Raw genomic sequence first — 21,748 nt, forward strand, 5'->3', positions numbered from 1 at the left:
TGTTTTTTCACAATTATGAATATAAAAGAAGTGAGCACAGGGCGTGCTCACTTTACAATCAGGACGGGTATATCCGATTTCGCTGAAAGCTTTTCACTTACACTTCCGAATATTAGCTTTTTCAGCCTGTTTTGGTCTCTGCTTCCGGTTACGATCATATCGGCAGAAATGCGGTTTGCATGCTCGATAATTGATTCAGCCGGATCGCCTTCTAATATATCGATATCTCCATCTGCCTGCTGTTCATTCAGCATCATTCTGGCTTCGGCGATGACTTCTTCCGTACGGTCTTCATAGATCATTGGCTCAGGTGATGTTACATCCGATATCAGCGGATCAGGAACACTTGTCATGCCTCCGCTGATATAGCTTGCCTCAGCTGCGGGTCTGGGCGGGTCGATGACGGTCTGATTGTCTTTCATATCATGTGAATGGGCGACGGTAATAGCGGCATTTACGGTTTTAGCAAGATCAATGGCTGTCTGAAGCGCTTTCTTACTATTTTCACTTCCGTCAAACGCAACGATGATACGGTCAGCATGGAACATCCTTCTCACCCTTTCAAAGCGTCTTACAACACTACTACCCGAATTTGAGCACAATTAACCTTTTCCTATTCAAGTAATGATTGACTATAAAAGGTTTTGTTTATATGATGATAAAAAGATGAAATCAGAATGGAAGGAGGGTTTGCTATGCCAAGGAATTTGCGTGTTTATCAAACAGTTTCATATTGGCGCGGCAAACCTTTTGTTCTGTTTTCGTGAACGGTTTTTTAGGTGGGACCGCGCGCTGAAAAGCGCTGTGCGTAACATATCGGTTAAAAAAGGCATGGAGCTGACGCTTCATGCCTTTTTTATATACAAAATCTAAGGAAAGACAGGTGTATGGGATGTGAAGGTAAATACAGAGGCGAGGGCTGTTCGTGCCAAATTGGATGAAAAAAGCTGCAAGGAAAAAATAGAAGGCGGCTGATGAGGAGATGGGGATAGATGTTTTCAGTTTTGAAAAAGCTTGGCTGGTTTTTTAAGGCGTACTGGCTGCGCTATACGATTGCGATTGTCCTTTTATTAGCAGTCAATGTCATTGAAATGTTTCCGCCTAAGCTCTTGGGGAACGCCATAGATGATATGAAAACAGGGGCATTTACTGCGGAAGGGCTGCTGTTTTATATCGGTATCTTTTTTGTGCTGACGGCGGCCGTGTATATCATGTCTTATTTTTGGATGCATCAGCTGTTTGGCGGAGCGAATCTGATGGAGAAAATTCTTCGTACGAAGCTGATGGGGCATTTGCTGACTATGTCGCCGCCGTTTTATGAAAAAAACCGAACAGGCGATTTAATGGCACGAGGGACAAATGATCTTCAGGCCGTCAGTTTAACGACAGGATTTGGCATCTTGACGTTAGTCGATTCTACGATGTTTATGATGACGATCTTTTTGACAATGGGGTTTTTGATCAGCTGGAAGCTGACCTTTGCCGCCATTACCCCGCTTCCAGTCATGGCGATTGCAATCAGTCTATATGGAAGTAAAATTCATGAGCGGTTTACTGAGGCCCAAAACGCGTTCGGGGCGCTGAATGACAGAGTGCTGGAATCTGTTTCAGGCGTGCGGGTGATTCGCGCGTATGTTCAGGAAACAAACGATGTTCGCCGGTTTAATGAAATGACCGCTGATGTTTATCAGAAAAATATGAAAGTGGCTTTTATTGATTCACTGTTTGAGCCGACGGTAAAACTGCTTGTCGGCGCAAGCTATCTGATTGGGCTCGGCTACGGAGCGTTTCTTGTATTCCGGAACGAGCTGACGCTTGGAGAGTTAGTGTCCTTTAACGTTTATCTCGGCATGATGATTTGGCCGATGTTTGCAATCGGTGAACTCATTAATGTGATGCAGCGCGGCAATGCGTCATTAGATCGGGTAAATGAAACTCTTTCTTATGAAACGGATGTGACAGATCCAAAACAGCCCGCTGATCTTAAAGAGCCTGGAGATATCGTTTTCAGTCATGTCAGTTTTACATATCCAAGCTCAACAAGTGACAATCTTCAGGATATTTCATTTACGGTGCGAAAAGGGCAGACTGTCGGGATTGCAGGTAAAACCGGGAGCGGAAAAACGACAATTATTAAGCAGCTTTTGCGCCAGTATCCTCCAGGTGAAGGGAGCATTACATTTTCAGGTGTACCGATTCAGCAAATCCCTCTTGACCGTCTCCGCGGATGGATCGGATATGTGCCTCAGGATCATTTACTGTTTTCACGGACTGTAAAAGAAAATATTTTATACGGAAAACAGGATGCAACTGATAAAGAGGTTCAGCAAGCCATTGCCGAAGCACATTTTGAAAAAGATTTGCACATGCTTCCGTCCGGTCTGGAGACAATGGTCGGTGAAAAAGGCGTGGCACTGTCAGGCGGGCAGAAACAAAGAATTTCGATCGCGAGAGCACTCATGGCGAATCCGGAAATCTTGATTCTGGATGATTCACTTTCCGCTGTAGATGCCAAAACAGAGGCTGCAATTATCAAGAACATCAGAGAAAACCGCAAAGGAAAAACGACATTTATTTTGACACACCGATTATCCGCGGTAGAGCACGCTGACCTGATCCTTGTGATGGACGGCGGCGTCATTGCTGAGAGAGGCACGCATCAAGAACTGCTGGCCAATAATGGGTGGTACCGGGAACAATATGAAAGACAGCAGCTGTTCACTGCGGAAGAAGGGGGAGCAGGGGCATGAAAATAGGAAAAACGTTATGGAGATACGCACTTCTTTATCGAAAATTGCTGATCACAGCCGTCCTTTTGCTAACTGTTGCCGTCGGTGCAGAACTGACTGGGCCCTTTATTGGCAAAAAAATGATAGACGACCATATCCTCGGCATTGAGAAAACATGGTATGAAGCTGCGGAAAAAGATAAAAATGCCATTCAGTTTCACGGCGTCTCATATGTCAGAGAGGACCGATTGCAGGAGCCTGTTTCAAAAGCAAAAGAAGCGCATATTTATCAAGTGGGAATGGCGTTCTATTTTGTTGATCAGGCTGTCAGCTTCGACGGGAATAGAACGGTTTCTGACGGGAAGCTGACGATCACAAACGGAGACAAGAGCCGGGCATATGCTGCCGAAAAGCTGACTAAGCAGGAACTTTTCCAGTTCTATCAGCCGGAAATAAAGGGAATGGTGTTACTGATCTGCCTGTATGGGGGCTTGCTTGTGTTTTCGGTATTCTTTCAATACGGACAGCATTATCTGCTGCAGATGAGCGCCAATCGGATTATTCAAAAGATGAGGCAGGACGTGTTTTCGCACATACAGAAAATGCCGATTCGCTATTTTGACAACCTTCCGGCCGGAAAAGTCGTTGCGCGGATTACCAATGATACGGAGGCTATTAGGGATTTATATGTCACAGTGCTTTCAACATTTGTGACAAGCGGAATCTATATGTTCGGGATATTCACGGCTTTGTTTCTGCTTGATGTGAAGCTTGCGTTTGTATGTCTGGCAATTGTGCCGATTATCTGGCTGTGGTCGGTCATATACCGGAGATATGCGTCATATTACAACCAAAAAATCCGCTCGATCAACAGTGACATTAACGCAAAAATGAATGAGTCAATTCAAGGCATGACCATTATTCAGGCTTTCCGCCATCAAAAGGAAACAATGAGAGAATTTGAGGAATTAAATGAATCACATTTTTATTTCCAAAACAGGATGCTGAATTTAAACTCCTTAATGTCCCATAATCTGGTCAATGTCATCCGCAATCTTGCGTTCGTCTGTCTGATCTGGCATTTTGGCGGTGCGAGCCTGAATGCGGCGGGGATTGTTTCTATCGGTGTGCTGTACGCGTTTGTCGATTATTTGAACCGGTTATTTCAGCCGATCACAGGCATCGTCAATCAGTTTTCAAAGCTGGAGCTTGCAAGGGTCTCCGCCGGGCGTGTTTTTGAACTGCTTGAAGAAAAGAATACAGAAGAAGCGGGTGAACCGGCGAAGGAGCGCGCGCTGGGGCGGGTTGAATTTCGTGATGTGTCATTTGCGTATCAAGAAGGTGAAGAGGTATTAAAGCATATTTCCTTTACTGCGCAAAAAGGCGAAACCGTAGCGCTCGTCGGCCATACCGGATCAGGAAAAAGCTCGATTTTGAATCTTCTGTTTCGTTTTTATGATGCGCAAAAAGGTGATGTCTTAATTGATGGAAAAAGCATTTACAACATGTCAAGACAGGAACTCAGATCCCATATGGGTATTGTGCTTCAGGACCCGTACTTATTCTCGGGCACAATCGGATCTAACGTAAGTCTGGATGACGAAAGAATGACTGAAGAAGAAATAAAAAATGCACTGCGGCAAGTCGGTGCTGAGCCTCTTCTTAAGAAGCTTCCGAAGGGCATTAATGAGCCCGTGATTGAAAAAGGCAGCACGCTATCCTCTGGAGAGCGGCAGTTAATTTCTTTCGCTAGAGCTTTGGCGTTTGATCCCGCGATCTTGATTTTAGATGAGGCAACGGCGCATATTGATACAGAGACAGAGGCCGTGATCCAGAAGGCGCTTGATGTCGTCAAACAAGGACGCACCACCTTCGTCATCGCTCACCGGCTTTCAACAATCAGAAATGCTGATCAGATTTTGGTTCTTGATAAAGGAGAAATTGTTGAGAGAGGGAACCACGAGGAACTGATTGCATTAGAAGGCCAATATTATCAAATGTATGAACTGCAAAAGGGACAGAAACATTCCATTGCATAACGCTCAAAAACCCAAAACAATCGTGTTTTGGGTTTTTGGTTTATGTAGTCAATAAGCCAGTCCGACACGGTTTCCGACATACTCACCTGTAACGAGCTCACGATATAAAAAGTCCGCAGTATCGCCGACCGAAATGCTTGTGCCGCCCTCAGGCAAAACGTTACGCTCCGTACGATAAACGCCGGTTGCTGTTCCGTCCGGGAGGTAAGTGGGGCAGATGATTATCCAGTCTAATGATGATTCTTTAAGCATTTCGTATACTTTTGCATGCTCCTTGGCTGCGCGGGTCTGCTTTCGTTTCGATTCATTTGTTTCAAACCGGTATTTTCCCGGTTCATATCGGGAATCTAGGATCCCTGCGGTGCCGATCGTAATAAGCCGTTTGATATGCTGTTCCTCCATAACGGAGAGAATGTGTGCCATAGCAGTTGACAAGGTATCATCACCATCTGTGCCTAGACAGCTGATCACGATTTCAGCATTCTCCATTATTTTTTTCACATCTTCTAAGCGGCGGGCGTTCCCCATGACGGTTCTGTCTTTTGAAAGGGGAAGATCAGCATGTTGAGATCTGATCAGAGCGAAAATATCAAATCTTTCATCTGCTGCAGCTTGTGTTAAAAAGGCTTGTCCGACGCGGCCGCTGGCTCCTAATAAAGCGATTTTCATTAAAAAACCTCCTCGCCTTTCATTATAAAAGGATGTTCTCAGTTTGAACAGCGCGGGAAAGAATACCTGTACAAATAAACAGAACGATGGGAAACATATTCATGAATCATGGATACACTTACGAATTGAACCAGCTCCCAATTCACAATGGTGATGAATGACACCCCGATTCCCTCCCTTTTTTTCTAGGATATGTGGAGCAGGAAAAAAGGGTGACAAAATAAAGAGAGCGCGGAAACCGCGCCCTCTATAGCCATATATTGAATTGTTATTGAACTCTGCCGCCCATTTGCTGCTGAGCGAAAGATACTAAACGTTTTGTGATTTCTCCTCCGACAGAACCGTTAGCGCGAGAAGTTGTGTCCGCTCCAAGGTTAACGCCGAATTCAGAAGCGATTTCAAGTTTCATTTGATCGATAGCCTGAGCTGCGCCAGGAACTAGTAAGTCATTTGAAGAGTTTTGGTTAGCCATGTGTAAAATCTCCTTTTTATTTAGTATGGTTGGGTTAACTGGAGTTGCACCAGTCTGTGGACCCTTCTCGGGTGTCACTGCCCCTCGGCGTAACCCAATGCTTGCCGGCTTGTTACTAGTATTATGTTAAAATGGCCGGAAACTCATGCGGAGAATTGTGTGGTAAATCTTGAGAAATAAAAAAAGCTTAGCCGTTTAGGCTAAGCTAGTCATAAATATGAAAAAGCATCAGTTCATGTATCTCATTTGTAAGAGCAGGCTCGTCAGCGCGGGCGGGAAACAAGTCTCCCCATTCAATTTCACCGCTCTTATGATAGATGCCTTCATAATGGGTCCCTTTATAATAAAATGAAATTTTCCATCCGGGCAGCTTTTCTTTTGGGAACAAAGGTTTCCAGCTGAAATGAGAAATCATTACGGCCACGCTCCTTACATTTGGTATCAATTGACCTAAATAAAAACGGCTTATGTTCATTGTATCATTGTTTCAGAACATCATTGAAGAGGCCTAAATATGCAGTTTGTCCCAGCTTTGGATAAAGATAAGCCCGCTTTATTAAAAAAGCGGACAGGTTACGAAGGCCACAATGCTTCAGGAGATGTGATTGCCTTCTCAGATAAATATGACGCGTATTCAAAACTTCTTCGTTTTGTAAGAGAATCAACATGATGCAAATTTGGATGAGAAAAAATGCTTCGGCCCGGGCGCGAATTCGCTTCAAACATCCATACTTTACCGTTCTGATCAATGCCAAAATCGAAACCAATCTCCCCGATAAATCCCTCGATATGATCATGAAGGACATGGCTTGCAGTCAGTGCCGCTGCAGAAAGCTTTTTAATGACCTCAACTCTTTCAGCGGGATCATCGTATACTTCCGCAAGTGTCTTTACAGTGCCGCCGTTAGAAAGATGTGTTGTAATGCTGTTCTTTCCGGAAATTTTTACGGCGATTGCTGTCACTGTCCATTTTCCTTTTCTGTTTTTATTGGTATGGACACGGAAATCCGCTGGTTTGCCTTGAAATTCGATGAGATCAACACCTTGCTGAATGAGAAAGTCGGACGGGTTGTGATGTTTTTGAAATTCTGCAAGGAATGAGGCGGCATCGGAATAATCAATTGATGTAAAAGTTTTGGCGTCATTCGTATGCTTTACCGTCAGGCCGCCATCTGTTCTTGTCAGCTGATAAATGCCGGTGCCGAGTGCTCCATTTGCCGGTTTGATATAGACTTTTTTGTATGCGCCACAGAGCTCATCAATCAGCTCCACAGACGGTGTCAGCTCGGATCTAGGCAAAAAGGGTGCCGTTCTTGGATCTTTTTCGAGCAATTGATGAACGTTCCATTTATTGAAAAACGTTTTATTAAACCATGGGATCTGATATTCATCGATCAGCCTCTTTTTTGTATGTTGCAAGAGAAGTGAATCTTCAATTTTTCGGTTCGGCAAACGGTCATAAACGACGTTCGGCAATGGAACGATTTTTTTCTCCCAGCCGTTTTCCCTGTAAAGGAGGCCTTCAATCGTGCCTTCCTCCCAATTGATTTGGTGCGCGCCAAAAACGAAGCAGTAGCCCCCGGCTTGCTCGTGTAACGTGACAAGCTTAGAAAAAAAGAGGGAACGATCCTTAAATGGGCGTTCAAGAGATACAGTAAACCCTGCCGTAAAGATGCCGACTAACGGCCCGATATGCACTGTATGATCATGAATCAGTATATCTGCCCTGCTTCGGTGGGGAAGCAAAAGCTCATGAAACAGATTTTCAGAGAGAAGCACGGTTTGTTCCAGATGCCGTCTGTAAGCAACGTGGCATCTGACAACCTTCGTTCCGAATGCGGCATGCAAAAGTCCGTCTTGCTTCAGCGAAGAGGGCAGAAACAGGGTGTTTTCACTGGTTTTGTCTATGCCGATCAAAAACCGTTTAGGATTCACGCGGAAGAACTCCTTTCTGGCTTTGCTCAGAAAACAGATATTGGCAGCGCTTTAGGGGACAAGTGTACAGCTGTTCTTTTTGCTCGGGAGAGACACGCAGGATTGACTTTCTGCCTGGTTTGGAATTGATATCTAAAATCCAAATTCTCCCGTCCTTAGCAAGACATATATCAAGACCGAGTTCAAACAACGGCCCGTAGCGCTCGTCAAGATAATACGGAACTGATTGGGTAATCGAAAACACATCATCTAGTAAAACCACTTGCTGTTTTTTCGGTATATCTTCAAACCAGGAGTCAAATGTCAGCGCATCAGATCCGCCTGACAAATTGGCGAGCAGCCCGTGTTTGTATCCGCGTCTTACTGCCTTTCCGACTGTATTCCATTCACCTGCTTCGTTTTTTTCCATAAACAGACGAATATCACAAGGGTATTGTTCCTTATCTTGAATGTTTAAGTAAGGCTGAAGCAAATATTGATGCTGAAGCACTTTTTTGCACCATGTCTTAAAAGAAGTCTGGTTGGAAAACGTTTTTGTCTGCTTATCCTTTCCGATGTGATAAGTAGCTGTGATGTTTTTTTTGCCCAGCTTCAAAAGAATCACGCCTCTGCCTCCCGCGCCGAATGCCGGTTTAAGGATGCAGGCTTTTTCTTTGGATAAAAAGGAGTGAATTTGTTCGTAGCGGCTCACCTTTATCGTTTCGGGAATATAGGGATTGATTACAGAGTGCTGCTGCAAATCGTGAAGGACGGTCCACTTATCGGGAAGACCCCGCCCGATAAATTCCGTTTTCGGATATTTTTTGAGCCACTCAACGATTGGTTTTGCTTTTTGGGAATGTGAATCCTTGCCGTAAAAACAGCGATCATAAATATAATCTGGAATCGCCATTTCAGTTTCGTTCCATGTGCTGCTGGCCGAATGATAGACCGATGCTTTGACACGCAAAGTGTCAGGTGAAATATCAAATGGTGTAAACCGGATGAAACGTATGCCGAATTCGGGTGCTCTTTTGGCCAGTTCTGCGGAATAATCCGCTTCATGCTGGCGGGATAAGGACATAAAACCGAGTGTTATCATGGTGAGACTCCCCCTTTTATTCAAAAGCTGCCGGCGGGTGTCCGCAGCTTTACACTAAATACATGTAAGACGAACGTAGCTGACGGTATTCTACTTTACAGAATACGATTCTCCACCTTGCCCTATTCCAAAAGAACAAGCTGATTTTCTAAGAACAGGAATTTGTCTCCTCGTTTGCTAAGTGATTGCATGAGCCTCTATAATACGTATAGGTACATAATCTATATGAAAAAAGCTGAAGCACAGATGGAGGAAGATGAATAGGAATGGGTATTGCAGGAACCTTTATTTTTATGATCGTGATCGGCGCTGCCATTGGAGCGGTGACCAATCATTTAGCAATTCAAATGCTGTTTAGGCCGTATAAAGTGTACTATTTGTTTGGGAAACGAGTTCCTTTTACGCCCGGGCTGATTCCAAGACGGCGAGATGAACTTGCAAAACAAATGGGACTGATGGTAGTCAATCATCTCTTAACCCCTGAAGGCATTAAAAAGCGGCTCGTCTCTGATGCAGCCAAAACGCAGGCTCTTCGAGTGGGGGAACAGCTGATTCAAAAGCTGTCACTTTCTGAAGTGACAGTAAAAGAAGCGCTTGAAAAAGCCGGGATGAAGCGCCCCGAAAAAGCTGCTGATGCATGGATCAGCAGCTGGACCGATGATAAGCTGAATGAGCTTTTCCGCCAATACGGGCACCAATCGTTAAAAGAGCTGGTGCCTATAGAGGTGCAGGAAAAGCTTGAAGAAAAGATTCCGATGATTTCAGGATATATATTGTCACGGAGTGTCCGTTATTTTGAAAGTGATGAAGGAAAAATCCGTCTTGGCAATATGATTGATGACTTTTTAAAAGAGCGCGGCATGCTTGGAAGCATGGTGCAAATGTTTCTTGGCAATTCAAGCCTTGCGGATCGCGTGCTGCCGGAGCTGCTGAAATTCTTGCGCAATGAGGAAACAAATAAATTGCTTTCTGATCTCTTAAAAAACGAATGGGGCAAGCTGAGGGAGTATACGTTTAATGAAGCAGATGAAAAATGGAATGCAAAGGCGCTCATTTTCAGTTTGAAACGAAGAGTGCTGCAAGCATTTTCGACTGCCCCTTTCTTCGACAATACGATTGGCACGCTTACCGTCCGCTATGAATCTGAGCTGACCCAGCAAATGCTGCCGACACTGTTAGACAAATTGCTTGAAGGGATTTCGTCCAACCTTGAAAGTGTCTTAAAACGGTTGCGTCTTGAGGAAATCGTCAAGGAGCAGGTGGATCAGTTCCCGGTGGAGCGTCTTGAAGAAATGGTGCTGTCCATTTCAAAAAAAGAATTTAAAATGATTACCTATTTGGGGGGCCTTCTCGGCGGAATTATAGGCGCGATTCAAGCATTGTTTGTCATCCTTTTTTAAGAAGAAATGGGTTTTGATTAATGAAAGGAGCTCCATAGTCTGTTATAGTGGAGTGGTATGTCAAACGGCAATGATGAAAGGAGCTATTTACAATGGCTGTTAATTTTTATGATGTAGCGTATGATCTGGAAAATGCATTACGTGGGAGCGAAGAGTTCACCCGTTTAAAAAACCTTTACGACGAAGTTAACGCAGATGAATCAGCGAAGCGCATGTTCGAAAACTTCCGTGATGTACAGCTTAGACTCCAGCAAAAACAAATGGCAGGAGAAGAGATTACACAAGAAGAAGTGACGCAGGCTCAAAAAACAGTTGCGCTTGTACAGCAGCACGAAAAAATTTCTCAGCTGATGGAAGCGGAGCAGCGCATGAGCATGCTGATTGGTGAATTGAACAAAATCATTATGAAGCCTTTAGAAGAGCTTTACGGCAGTGTTGAAGGCTAATAAGCAAAATCCCTTCTTGGATAAGAAGGGATTTTTTATTCACTCAGCAAACTTGGAAATCCAATGAATCTTTTACCTTTCCATTGATGATGACTGATAATGTATGAATTCCTTTGTAATGCTTTCTGGTGGTTAAATCCTTAAAGGATTGGATTCTTGTGTATGACTTCGTTTCGTTTTTTCGTATATTTGTTTCTGTTATTTTAAATACTTTCTGATGACGCTGGCCTCTTGCTTTTACAAAATCAATTGCGTACTCAATTCTTACTTTTTGATCCCTGTCTGAATGAATATAGAAAGAAAATTCAAGGCTTTCGCCAATAACTATACGTTTGGGCTGGCATGTTAAATCATGTAGTTGTATCGAATCAGCATTTTCATAACCAAAAAGCGCTAAGGCCTGTTTATCACCCTTTTTTAATAAGGTCCGATAGGCGTGTTTGATAATCCAGTCTGTATGGGGATGTGTTCCGTACCATTGATCTGCGACTTTTCTCAGTAAATGAGGATGCGTTTTTGATATATCATTAAGGTTGTTGGCCACGCTTTTTCTTACATATAAGGATTCGTCCTGCATTAGCTTGTCAAGGATCGGCAATACGGGGGAAGGGTCCGATTTCAAAGCCGGTATCGATTTTCCCCATGGCAGGCGGGGCCTGCTGCCTTCGCTCGCAAGTCTTCTCACGTGTTCATTTTTATGCTCAGACCATGCAAGCAATTGTGCAACCATCTTTTCTTGATCTAACAGCAAAAAAGGCCTTACAGCAAATTCTGAGGTCGAATATTGCGTAAAGTATTCCAATGCCTTTATTGATTCTTCCCAATGCGCTAACCCGTACTGTTCCACATAATCTGGAAATAAAATTCCGCTGAGTCCTTTAAAATGAGGGGCTGTATCCCGTAAAATTGCGAGCGCTTCAACGTATTGCTTTGGCAAAGTTTCGTATAAAGAAACTGTCATGCGGCGCATCCGCTCTTTTAAAGTGAGTTCAGGCCAGTCCTCCAGCCGTAATGTATCCAAGAATCTGTTTTTGTTAAAATCAGGATAGGATGACCTTACATGATGGATCAACTGAGATATCAGTTCTTCATTATATATTTCTTTTAAATCAGCCATATAAACACCGCTTTTTCGTTTATTATTTATATTGTATGGGAATGTACGTTCTGGATCAAGTGTATAGTCCTAAAAATTAACAACTGATCCTACCACGGATATACAAAAGTTGGTTACTTTTTTTAGTTAAAAAAACCCTTGTCATCGGAAAGGAAAACTGAGATAATAACATTGAAAGCGCCTACACTTACCTATTTCAAATGGATACGGTCGCATATCATGCCGTTATATAGAGGGGATAAGCAACAGAGAGTAAGTGTTCGGAGCGCATCATTGGTCAAACAAGGGGTTCCTGATACATGATTTTTCGTAAATCGAAATAACGATATTAGGGAGAATGGCTGCTTCGATCGTATCCTATCAACAAGCCATACATAAAGTCTGCTGAGCCAGGCTTTTTTTGCTTTAAGAAAAGGTTGTTCTAAACACAGAGACAGGGTCATATCCTATACACAAGTACAGTCATCAAGGAGGGGGACATCTCTGTGTCAAAACAATTGCTTGCCTTAAATATAGATGGAGCGCTGCTTCGGTCGAACGGGAAGATTCATCAGGCAACGAAAGACGCGATTGAATATGTAAAGAAAAAAGGGATTTACGTCACACTTGTGACCAACCGTCATTTTCGCTCAGCACAGAAAATAGCGAAATCGCTAAAGCTTGATGCCAAGCTGATCACCCATAGCGGGGCATATATCGCTGAGAAAATTGACGCCCCGTTTTTTGAAAAAAGAATTTCTGATGATCATACCTTTAACATTGTTCAAGTGCTGGAGAGCTATCAATGTAATATTCGGCTTCTTCACGAAAAGTATTCCATCGGAAACAAGAAAAAGGTGAATTCGAATTTATTGGGTAAAGCACTCATTCATCCGTCTGACCCGATCTTTTATCCAGTCCAGTTCGTTGAATCATTAAGCGATCTCCTCATGGATGAGCCGGTGAGTGCACCCGTCATCGAGGTGTACACGGAGCACGACATTCAGCATGACATTACAGAAACGATTACAAAAGCCTTCCCTGCAGTGGATGTGATTCGCGTAAACGATGAGAAGCTGAATATCGTCCCGAAAGGTGTCTCGAAGGAAGCGGGTTTGGCCCTCGTCGCTTCAGAGCTGGGCCTGAGTATGGATGATGTCGTGGCCATTGGGCATCAGTATGACGATCTGCCGATGATCGAACTTGCCGGTCTTGGGGTAGCGATGGGGAATGCCGTTCCGGAAATTAAGAGAAAGGCAGATTGGGTTACAAGGTCCAATGACGAGCAAGGTGTCGCTTATATGATGAAGGAATATTTCCGAATGCAGCAGCGAAAAGGATTTCTTGATAAGTTCCACATGAAACGTGTGTAAAAAAGCCGCTCGCACCCTGACAGGTGCGGCGGCTTTTTTGCCGGATTGATTTTAGCAGTTTATTTCTGTACACTAAAGAAAGTTTTGAATCTGATAAATTAGGTGATGAAGTTGCAAATTAAAATAGAAGGCATACATGATGACCGCCTGCATCGGCCTCTGCAAAATATTGCAAATTTGTTTTATGAAGAGTGCGAGCTTGCGTATGGCGGAGAGGAGCCCGCAGATTTTGTCATTTCTTTAGCGTTGTCACAAACGGATGAGCATGTGACGGTTTCGGGAGAAGTGAAGGGAACTGGCATAAAGGAACAGCATACAAAAATTTTTTCTCCCGGCATGACTGAAAAAGAAGCTTTTAAGCAAGTGAAAAACACAATTTCTTATGTGTATCTCAATCTTCTTCAGGCGCATACGGGCATTACGCAGAAGTGGGGAATCCTCACAGGAATCCGGCCCACAAAGCTGCTTCATAAAAAACTGCAAAGCGGAATGTCCAAGGAGCAAGCGCATGCTGAGTTGAAAAAAGACTATTTAATTCATGATGAAAAAATCATGCTAATGCAGGAAATTGTTGACCGTCAGCTGGCGGCAGTGCCGGATTTGTACCGAGTAAAGGATGAAGTCAGCATTTATATCGGCATTCCGTTCTGCCCGACAAAATGCGCGTATTGCACATTCCCTGCGTACGCTATCCAAGGACAGGCGGGCAGAGTCGGCTCATTCCTATGGGGACTGCATTACGAAATGCAGAAAATCGGTGAATGGCTGAAGGAGCATGATGTTAAGGTTACAACCATTTACTTTGGCGGCGGGACGCCGACAAGCATTACAGCGGAGGAGATGGATCTGCTGTATGAAGAAATGGTCCGCTCCTTCCCGGATGTGAAAAACATTCGTGAGATTACGGTGGAGGCCGGTCGTCCTGACACGATTACAGAAGAAAAACTCGCCGTTTTAAACAAATATGACATTGATCGGATCAGCATCAATCCGCAATCCTACGAAAACGAAACGCTAAAGGCGATCGGGCGGCACCATACGGTTGAAGAGACCATTGAGAAATATCATCTGTCACGCCAGCACGGCATGAATAATATCAACATGGACTTGATTATTGGTTTGCCTGGGGAAGGCGTGAAGGAGTTCAGGCACAGTCTTTCAGAAACAGAAAAACTGATGCCGGAATCCCTTACCGTTCATACTCTTTCATTTAAACGGGCGTCAGAAATGACGAGAAACAAGCATAAGTACAAAGTTGCCGGCAGGGAAGAGGTTTCTCAAATGATGGAAGACGCGGTAGCCTGGACGAAAGAGCATGGGTACGTGCCTTATTATTTATACCGCCAGAAAAACATTCTTGGAAACCTTGAAAACGTCGGATACTCTTTGCCGGGACAAGAAAGCATCTACAACATTATGATTATGGAAGAGGTCCAGACGATTATCGGAATCGGCTGCGGCGCTGCTAGTAAATTTATTGATCGGGATACAGGGAAAATCACGCATTTTGCGAATCCGAAAGATCCGAAATCGTACAATGAGCGCTTCGAGCACTACACGGACGAAAAAATCAAATATTTAGAGCAGATTTTTGAAAAAACGACAAAGCAGCACTGATTACAGTGCTGCTTTTTTTATCCCTGTTTTTTTGCGGGCTGAACCTCAGGCTTCCATTTAAATACCTTGTTCAGCAAGCGGTAAATTCGTTTTGATTCCTTTGTGACAAGCGGTCCCAAAATCGCCAGAATGAGGACATATAATGCGGCAAACGGCTTTAATGTGGCCGACAGTCCGCCGGCTATCCCGAGATTCGCAACGATAATCGAAAATTCTCCCCGCGATACGATCGTCAGCCCGATATTCGATGAAGCCTTATGAGAAAGCCCTGCGCGTCGTCCTGCCACCATTCCGGCGATAAAATTTCCCAGAATGGTCAAAATCACTGCACCCAACGCAAGCCAAACCGCTTCACCAAGCGAAAACGGATCGATGCTGAGGCCGAAGCTGAAAAAGAACATCGCACCGAAGAAGTCGCGAAACGGAACAACGAGGTGTTCAATCCTATCGGAATGCTCTGTTTCTGAAAAGACCAAACCGAGCAGCAGCGCGCCGATTGCTTCTGCTACATGAATCGTCTCTGAAAACCCGGCGATAAAAAAGAGTGCTGCGAAAATGACGATAATAAACACTTCGTTTGAGCGAATGTCCAACAGTTTGTTCAACAGCGGTGGGAGTTTTCTTGCTGCGATAAAAAACAGCAGCATATAACCGAAGGCGATCAAAATGGACAAGAGTGCACTCCCTACGGATGTCGCATCACCTAGCACAAGCCCGGAAACAACGGACAGATATACGGCAAGGAAAATATCTTCAAACATGATGATGCCGAGAATCAATTCGGTTTCCGGATTGGCGGTTCTTTTTAAATCAACGAGCACTTTTGCGACAATCGCACTTGACGAGATTGTGATCACGCCTGCGAGGATGAGGACTTCCAGAAAGGAAAATCCGGTGATAAACCCGTAAAGCAGTCCGAGGCTGAAGTTAATCAAAATATAAATCGTCCCGCCGACCGCGATTGATTTTCCTGATTTGATTAACTTCCCGACAGAGAATTCGAGTCCGAGATAGAAGAGGAGGAACAGTACGCCCATTCGCCCGAAAAACTCGATGATTTCACTGCTTTGAATAAATGTTAGATCAATAATCCCCATTTTCGGCGCGTGCGGTCCAACAAGCATTCCCAGCACAATCAGAAACGGAATAATCGAAAATTTAATTTTATTGGCGATCACACTGGCGATTGCCACAAGGACAAGTGCAGTTCCGACTTCAAATACAAGATGGTCCATCGGGGCTCACACGCCCTCTCCAGAAAGAAAATCGTGAATCAGTTTCTTCAGATGCTTTCTCTCACCTGAGAGGACAAGGGTGTCATTTTCTTCAATAATCGAATCGGCTCCGGGATTTAGGAGCTTTTCCTGGTTGTGTTTGATAATGGCAATCACAGTGACATCGTAATTCTGGCGGACATCAAGCTCTCCGAGTGTGCGCCCGATCGATTTGGCGCCTTTTTCGACCTTAAACCATTCAATAATAAGATCGCTGAAGGCCATTTCGATGGACTCCAGAGCTTGCGGTTTATAGACCATGCCTCCAAGAATAGCTGCAATTTGCCTTGCTTCAGAATCATCCAATGAAATATTTGAAAGAAGCTCATCCGGGTCCCGGTCATTAAACCGGTAAATTTCCCTTCTTCCGTCATCATGAATGATAATCGTCATTTTTTCGTGGCTTCTTGTTTCGATTTCAAACTTTTTGCCGATGCCCGGCAGATCGTTTTCTTTAATATTCAATGAAAATCCCTCCGAATGTAGTGTTGGCAGTATGGGGTGAGTTAGAAATAAAACTTGAGCAAATTATATTCGGAGGTAGTTAGACTGGTATTTGACAGGGACGGCCAAAGCCTTTTCCAGCCTGTTTATCAGCGGTTCGTCAAGTGGTTTGACAGAGAGCTGCCTGACAGACTGTGCCAGCGGGCTGTACTCTTTGATCAGCTCAGCCGGGTGCATGCTGCCCGGCGATGGCGTTTTTGCCGATTGTGTTTCCTGCGGATATGAAGACATAGGCACATAGCTGTCAGTGCTTGCTTCAAACTGGGAAGGCAGAACCACGTCCGAAGGGGGAAAGTACACCATAAATAAACTTAACAGAAAACTGATCAGCAATTTATCCATGTTCCTTTCCTCCCTTCTCATCAAGATATCCCTTCTTTTTCACTATATAAAACTTTATGTTTCCATTCAAACAATATGCATTTTTCAGTATCTATTGACCTTGAAAAATAAAAAGGTTTATTTGGGGATGGCGGGGAATGTATAGGAGAAAGAAAAAAGTAAGCGCATACATGGAGGTGCTTTTAATGGAGTTTGTTCAATATGCATGTAATGGGGCCGTTGCAGAGATTATCCTGAATCGGCCTGATGCCCATCACGCCCTGAATGAACAGATGCTGTCTGAATTGAAGGAGGCAGTCGAAATGGCGGCTGCAAGCGAGGCGCTCATCGTTCTCCTGAGAGGAAGCGGGAAAGGCTTTTCGGCCGGCGGTGATATCAGGATGATGACGTCAGAGCATGACCCTGACCAATTTAAACGGCTGATGGATACGATTGAGGCTGTCACCCTGAATTTATATCAGATGAAGAAAGTGACAATTGCAGCCATTCATGGTGCTGCTGCGGGACTGGGCCTGAGTTTGGCGCTTTGTGCGGACATTGTGCTCGCTGAAAAAAACGCCGTTCTCGCGATGAATTTTATCGGCATTGGGCTTGTTCCGGACGGCGGAGGACATTATTTGCTGAAGAAAAGAATCGGTGAAGCAAAAGCGAAAAAACTGATTTGGAGCGGAAAAAAACTATCTGCCTCGGAAGCTGCCGATATGGGGCTTCTTGATGGGACATTTGCCGGAGACCCTGCCGAAGGCGCAAGACCCATTATCGAAACCCTGTTGGCCTCCCCTCTTTTGGCGATGATCGAAACGAAAGGTATTTTTCAAAGCCTCCAAATTGAAGAACTGAAAAAAGTGCTATCCCTTGAGCGCAGCGCCCAAGAGAGAATGAGAAGGACCAAGGATCACCAAGAAGGAATCCGTGCCTTTTTAGAAAAACGGGAGCCGAAGTTTCAAGCGTAACAGATCAGCCGGAAAGCTGATCATCTGTGAAACAAAATCAGCTTTCCGGCTGCATTGACTAAACGATGAGTATGACTATGAAGCTCTTTTTCTTTTAAGAGGGCTTCACCATGCGTTTTTGCCGCTTCTTCATGTTCTGCCTCGAATTGCTCGTTTACCAGCGTGTTCCCCGAAGGATCAAATACGGTAAGGAAATAATCAGCCATCAGGTTTCTCCTCCATTTTAAGGTTTATCAGTCTTTCTTCATTTATATTCTAAAAAGGAAATCAAAATCCTTTATTATGCTTTATCCAAAATTAGTATATAATGGGTCAGGGAAGGAGGAGATTCAGTGCTTACAATTGATCACGTAACGAAGACATTTGGAGATTATAAAGCCGTTGACGGATTGGACTTAGATATTCCGGAACAGCAAATGTTCGGTCTATTAGGCGCAAACGGAGCGGGAAAAACAACAACGTTTCGCATGATCCTAGGATTATTAAGCATTACGGAGGGCTCAATCAGCTGGAAGGGCCGTCCTGTGAATTATCATATCAGCAACAAAATCGGTTATTTGCCGGAAGAGCGGGGCCTTTATCCGAAAATGAAGGTAAGGGATCAGCTCGTCTATCTTGCCAGATTAAAAGGGATGGAGAAGCGAGAGGCTGTAAAAGAGCTCGGGACATGGCTTGAACGCTTCAATATTACAGATTACGAGAATAAGAAGGTGGAAGAGCTTTCGAAGGGGAATCAGCAGAAAATCCAATTCATTTCGGCAGTTTTGCATAAGCCGGAGCTCCTGATTCTTGATGAACCATTCAGCGGCTTGGACCCTGTCAATGTTGAGCTGCTAAAAGAGGCCGTGATCTCGCTGAAAAACAGCGGTGTTTCTATTTTATTTTCAAGCCATCGGATGGAACATGTGGAGGAGCTTTGTGAGAACCTTTGCATATTGCAGAAAGGAAAACCGGTTGTACAAGGCAAGCTGAAGGAGATCAAGCGTTCTTTCGGTAAAAAGAATGTTACCATTCACTCCGATGACGATCTGCGCTTTTTGCAGTCCCATGAAGGCATTCTTCAATGGAAGGAAACGGCAGACGGCGTCAAGCTGCAGATTGCCAATGAAGACATTTCTCAAGAGATTTTTGCGATGCTCCAAGGAAAAGGGTTTATCAGAAAGTTTGAGCTTGAAGAGCCGTCACTGCATGATATTTTTATAGAAAAGGTGGGGGCCGTCTATGAATAAATTTTGGATCATGCTTTCTCATACATACAAAAATAAGATTATGGCAAAATCCTTTATTATTTCGACTGTCATCACGGTGCTGCTTGTTTTAGTTGTAACGAATCTGGAGTCGATCATTTCTTTGTTTCAAGGTGACGATGCGAAAGAAAAAATCGCCGTTGTTGATGAAACAAACGAATTATATCCGGTTTTTTCTAAGCAGCTGAAAGCGGTGGATACAGACGGCGATCTTGATGTGAAGCTGTCGAAGCAATCGGAGGATGAGGTCACAAAGCAAGTCAAAGATGAATCACTCGATGGCATGCTCATCATCAAACGAGATGAAAAAGGGACCATTTCAGGAACATATAAAGCGTTAACGATTTCTGATGAAAGCACGTATCAAACACTGCAGCAGGCGCTGACGCAAACCAAAACAGCTGTCGGAACAGCGGAGCTCGGCGTGTCGCAGGAAACGATTAGCAGCCTTTATGCGCCTGTTACTGTGGGGCAGAAGGCGCTGAAAGAAGGGGCAAAGTCTGAGGAAGAGCTTGGCCAGACGGTAGGGCTTGTTTACATTATGCTGTTCGTCATTTATTTCTCGGTGATTATGTATGCCAGCATGATAGCGATGGAGGTCGCAACCGAAAAATCTTCGCGAGTTATGGAAATCCTGATCTCAAGTATGCCGCCGATCCAGCAAATGTTTGCAAAGCTGCTTGGTATCGGGCTTGTCGGGATCACACAGCTTGCTATTATTATAGGAGCCGGCTCTCTGTCGCTTAAGCTGAACCAAAAGAGCGAAACGGCTTCATCTGTCGGCGGATTCCTTAATTTGACCGACGTATCTGCAACCACTGTCATCTATGCTGTCATTTTCTTTTTGCTCGGATACTTTTTGTACGCGACACTTGCCGCGTTTCTCGGCAGTGTCGTCAGCAGAATAGAGGACGTGCAGCAAACGATCACGCCGATGACGCTTTTGGTTGTCGCCGGTTTTATGATCGCGATGTTCGGTTTGAATGCGCCTGACGCAGGATTTATTACGGTAACTTCGTTTATTCCGTTCTTTACGCCAATGATTATGTTCCTGCGCGTCGGCATGCTTGATATTCCGTTCTGGCAGGCGGCTGTCGGAATCGGAATCACACTGCTCACCATTGTCATACTGGCCGTTATCGGCGCCAGAATTTATAAAGGCGGTGTATTAATTTACGGCAATTCAAGCGCGTTCAAAGCGATCAAACAAGCGCTACGTTTAGCGAAAAACTGATTGGAAAACAGCCTGGGGATTCTCAGGCTGTTTCTTTATTGACAGAACGTGCATTCGCAAGAATTCGGTGCTAAAATAAGGGTACTTCATCCTGGAAAGGAGCAGAATGTTGACTGATCTAACCTTTATTCATGCGGCAGATCTTCATCTTGACAGCCCGTTTTACGGGATATCGCATCTGCCGGAGCCGATTTTTGCCCGGATTAAAGAAAGCACGTTTGCAAGCGTGAGACATATGATAGACGCCGCAGTGAGAGAGCACGTTGATTTCATTTTGCTTGCGGGAGATCTGTTTGATGAAGCCAATCGAAGCTTAAAGGCTCAGCTCTTTTTGAAAAAACAGTTTGAAAGACTCAGAGAGTGCGGAATTTCGGTATACGTCATCTTTGGGAATCACGATCATCTTGGCGGGGAGTGGACGCCGATTGAATGGCCTGAGAATGTCCATATTTTTTCGTCCGCTGTTCCAGAAGAAAAATCGTTTTTTAAAGAAGGCAGGCGCATAGCAAGCATTTACGGCTTCAGCTATCAAGCCAGAGCAGTGACGGAAAACCAAGCCGCCCGCTATCGGAGATCAACTGACGCACCGTTTCATATCGGCATGCTCCATGGCACGCTGTCAGGATCTGAAGGACACGATCCGTATTGCCCGTTTACACATGACGACCTCGTGAAAAGCGGGATGGATTATTGGGCGCTTGGCCATATACATAAACGCCAGGTTCTATCTGCCGAGCATCCGGCAGTCATTTACCCGGGAAACACGCAAGCACGCCATATAAAGGAGACGGGAGATAAAGGCTATTATCTCGTTCATGTGACAAACGGAGATATATCTTATGAATTTCAGAGAGCGCACGATGTCCTGTGGGAAAAAGCGGCGGTTGATGTGACGGAGGCAAAGAATATGACCGCCCTCTTCCAAATGGTGGAGAACACGTTTTCGAAGCTGCGGAAAAAGGGGTGCCCTGTTTGTGTAAGGCTTGTTTTACAAGGAACGGCGCCGGAATGGCTGCTGGAGGCGCCAAAAGGCACCTTGGATGAGTTTCTTGAAGCTCTTCAGGAACAAGAAGCGGAAGAGGAACATTTCGTTTGGCCTCTTAGATTGGACGATGAGACAGAAAACGAAGCAAACCTAACAAACCTTGATCCTTTTTTTGGCGGTTTATTTGAAGACATTGATCGCAGCGATCTGTCAGACGTGCTGGAAGGGCTTGAGCGGCATCCAGTGTATAGAAGGCACGCGGACCGGTTTAGCCAAGAGGAGGTAAAGGAAATAAAAGAGCAGGCACAGATATTATTGAAAAGACAGCTTAAGGTGCTTGATACATGAGGCG

General features: G+C 44.6%; 23 protein-coding genes. 11 read left to right on the forward strand and 12 right to left on the reverse strand.

Annotated features, from left to right (window positions below):
- Positions 1–47 precede the first annotated feature (47 nt).
- Positions 48–548: a universal stress protein gene (locus NST79_RS05335; protein WP_015252456.1), complete on the reverse strand. Its 501-nt coding sequence runs from the start codon at positions 546–548 to the stop codon at positions 48–50.
- 163 nt (positions 549–711) lie between these two features.
- On the opposite strand from NST79_RS05335, the gene NST79_RS05340 reads away from it, so the two are divergent.
- The 3 genes from NST79_RS05340 (at position 712) to bmrD (ending at position 4,768) form a co-directional block, all read left to right on the forward strand.
- Entirely contained in the window at positions 712–873 is a 162-nt protein-coding gene (locus NST79_RS05340; RefSeq protein WP_072175824.1) for a hypothetical protein, read from the forward strand.
- A 119-nt stretch (positions 874–992) separates the two neighbouring features.
- A complete protein-coding gene (gene bmrC, locus NST79_RS05345) occupies positions 993–2,750 on the forward strand; it encodes a multidrug ABC transporter ATP-binding protein BmrC (protein ID WP_003233295.1) in 1,758 nt (585 codons plus the stop codon).
- Positions 2,747–4,768 (forward strand): multidrug resistance ABC transporter ATP-binding protein/permease BmrD, encoded by a 2,022-nt coding sequence (bmrD, locus tag NST79_RS05350; protein WP_198878825.1) that lies wholly within the window; start codon positions 2,747–2,749, stop codon positions 4,766–4,768. The genes bmrC and bmrD overlap by 4 nt, the downstream gene beginning before the upstream one ends.
- Positions 4,769–4,816: 48 nt before the next feature.
- On the opposite strand, the gene NST79_RS05355 is transcribed toward bmrD, so the two are convergent.
- The 6 genes from NST79_RS05355 to spaC form a co-directional block, all read right to left on the reverse strand.
- Positions 4,817–5,437: an SDR family oxidoreductase gene (locus NST79_RS05355; protein WP_212060141.1), complete on the reverse strand. Its 621-nt coding sequence runs from the start codon at positions 5,435–5,437 to the stop codon at positions 4,817–4,819.
- 38 nt (positions 5,438–5,475) lie between these two features.
- Complete coding sequence (locus NST79_RS05360; RefSeq protein ID WP_003245136.1) at positions 5,476–5,601, reverse strand: hypothetical protein; 126 nt, start codon at positions 5,599–5,601, stop codon at positions 5,476–5,478.
- Positions 5,602–5,705: 104 nt separating this feature from the next.
- Positions 5,706–5,909, reverse strand: coding sequence for a beta type acid-soluble spore protein SspB (gene sspB, locus NST79_RS05365; protein ID WP_003233287.1), 204 nt, complete (start codon positions 5,907–5,909; stop codon positions 5,706–5,708).
- 205 nt (positions 5,910–6,114) lie between these two features.
- Positions 6,115–6,333 (reverse strand): YheE family protein, encoded by a 219-nt coding sequence (locus NST79_RS05370; RefSeq protein WP_010886462.1) that lies wholly within the window; start codon positions 6,331–6,333, stop codon positions 6,115–6,117.
- 149 nt (positions 6,334–6,482) lie between these two features.
- Entirely contained in the window at positions 6,483–7,844 is a 1,362-nt protein-coding gene (gene yheD, locus NST79_RS05375) for a spore coat associated protein YheD (protein WP_003245015.1), read from the reverse strand.
- Positions 7,834–8,925, reverse strand: coding sequence for a spore coat associated protein SpaC (gene spaC / locus NST79_RS05380; RefSeq protein WP_003245845.1), 1,092 nt, complete (start codon positions 8,923–8,925; stop codon positions 7,834–7,836). The genes yheD and spaC overlap by 11 nt, the downstream gene beginning before the upstream one ends.
- A 266-nt stretch (positions 8,926–9,191) precedes the next feature.
- On the opposite strand from spaC, the gene NST79_RS05385 reads away from it, so the two are divergent.
- Both NST79_RS05385 and NST79_RS05390 read left to right on the forward strand, forming a co-directional pair.
- Positions 9,192–10,325, forward strand: coding sequence for a DUF445 domain-containing protein (locus tag NST79_RS05385; protein WP_212060139.1), 1,134 nt, complete (start codon positions 9,192–9,194; stop codon positions 10,323–10,325).
- A gap of 92 nt (positions 10,326–10,417) precedes the next feature.
- Positions 10,418–10,771: a YlbF family regulator gene (locus tag NST79_RS05390; RefSeq protein ID WP_003224239.1), complete on the forward strand. Its 354-nt coding sequence runs from the start codon at positions 10,418–10,420 to the stop codon at positions 10,769–10,771.
- Between the two features lie 43 nt (positions 10,772–10,814).
- On the opposite strand, the gene NST79_RS05395 is transcribed toward NST79_RS05390, so the two are convergent.
- The gene (locus tag NST79_RS05395; RefSeq protein ID WP_212060137.1) at positions 10,815–11,888 is read right to left on the reverse strand and encodes a DNA alkylation repair protein; all 1,074 of its coding nucleotides are present in this window, start codon (positions 11,886–11,888) and stop codon (positions 10,815–10,817) included.
- A gap of 485 nt (positions 11,889–12,373) precedes the next feature.
- Between NST79_RS05395 and NST79_RS05400 the strand changes: the two genes are divergently transcribed.
- Both NST79_RS05400 and NST79_RS05405 read left to right on the forward strand, forming a co-directional pair.
- Entirely contained in the window at positions 12,374–13,240 is an 867-nt protein-coding gene (locus NST79_RS05400; protein WP_003233277.1) for a Cof-type HAD-IIB family hydrolase, read from the forward strand.
- 111 nt (positions 13,241–13,351) lie between these two features.
- The gene (locus tag NST79_RS05405) at positions 13,352–14,857 is read left to right on the forward strand and encodes a coproporphyrinogen III oxidase (RefSeq protein ID WP_014476306.1); all 1,506 of its coding nucleotides are present in this window, start codon (positions 13,352–13,354) and stop codon (positions 14,855–14,857) included.
- A 17-nt stretch (positions 14,858–14,874) separates the two neighbouring features.
- On the opposite strand, the gene khtU is transcribed toward NST79_RS05405, so the two are convergent.
- The 3 genes from khtU to khtS form a co-directional block, all read right to left on the reverse strand.
- On the reverse strand, positions 14,875–16,092 hold the full coding sequence (khtU, locus tag NST79_RS05410) for a K(+)/H(+) antiporter subunit KhtU (RefSeq protein WP_038428703.1): 1,218 nt from the start codon (positions 16,090–16,092) through the stop codon (positions 14,875–14,877).
- A 6-nt stretch (positions 16,093–16,098) separates the two neighbouring features.
- On the reverse strand, positions 16,099–16,596 hold the full coding sequence (gene khtT, locus NST79_RS05415) for a K(+)/H(+) antiporter subunit KhtT (protein ID WP_003233269.1): 498 nt from the start codon (positions 16,594–16,596) through the stop codon (positions 16,099–16,101).
- A gap of 63 nt (positions 16,597–16,659) precedes the next feature.
- Positions 16,660–16,998, reverse strand: coding sequence for a K(+)/H(+) antiporter modulator KhtS (gene khtS, locus NST79_RS05420; protein ID WP_010886463.1), 339 nt, complete (start codon positions 16,996–16,998; stop codon positions 16,660–16,662).
- Between the two features lie 164 nt (positions 16,999–17,162).
- Here khtS and NST79_RS05425 point away from each other — a divergent pair, with 164 nt between their 5' ends.
- Positions 17,163–17,930, forward strand: coding sequence for an enoyl-CoA hydratase (locus NST79_RS05425; RefSeq protein ID WP_003245167.1), 768 nt, complete (start codon positions 17,163–17,165; stop codon positions 17,928–17,930).
- Between the two features lie 20 nt (positions 17,931–17,950).
- On the opposite strand, the gene NST79_RS05430 is transcribed toward NST79_RS05425, so the two are convergent.
- Positions 17,951–18,136, reverse strand: coding sequence for a YhzD family protein (locus tag NST79_RS05430; protein ID WP_003233264.1), 186 nt, complete (start codon positions 18,134–18,136; stop codon positions 17,951–17,953).
- A 126-nt stretch (positions 18,137–18,262) separates the two neighbouring features.
- Here NST79_RS05430 and NST79_RS05435 point away from each other — a divergent pair, with 126 nt between their 5' ends.
- From NST79_RS05435 to NST79_RS05445, 3 genes are all read left to right on the forward strand, one after another.
- Complete coding sequence (locus NST79_RS05435) at positions 18,263–19,159, forward strand: ABC transporter ATP-binding protein (protein ID WP_003233262.1); 897 nt, start codon at positions 18,263–18,265, stop codon at positions 19,157–19,159.
- Entirely contained in the window at positions 19,152–20,411 is a 1,260-nt protein-coding gene (locus NST79_RS05440) for an ABC transporter permease (RefSeq protein ID WP_003244912.1), read from the forward strand. The genes NST79_RS05435 and NST79_RS05440 overlap by 8 nt, the downstream gene beginning before the upstream one ends.
- A 106-nt stretch (positions 20,412–20,517) precedes the next feature.
- Positions 20,518–21,744, forward strand: coding sequence for an exonuclease SbcCD subunit D (locus NST79_RS05445; RefSeq protein WP_167408021.1), 1,227 nt, complete (start codon positions 20,518–20,520; stop codon positions 21,742–21,744).
- Positions 21,745–21,748 lie beyond the last annotated feature (4 nt).

The sequence above is a fragment of the Bacillus sp. PS196 genome (genome assembly GCF_037963555.1).
In the GTDB taxonomy this organism is placed as follows: Bacteria; Bacillota; Bacilli; order Bacillales; family Bacillaceae; genus Bacillus; species Bacillus subtilis.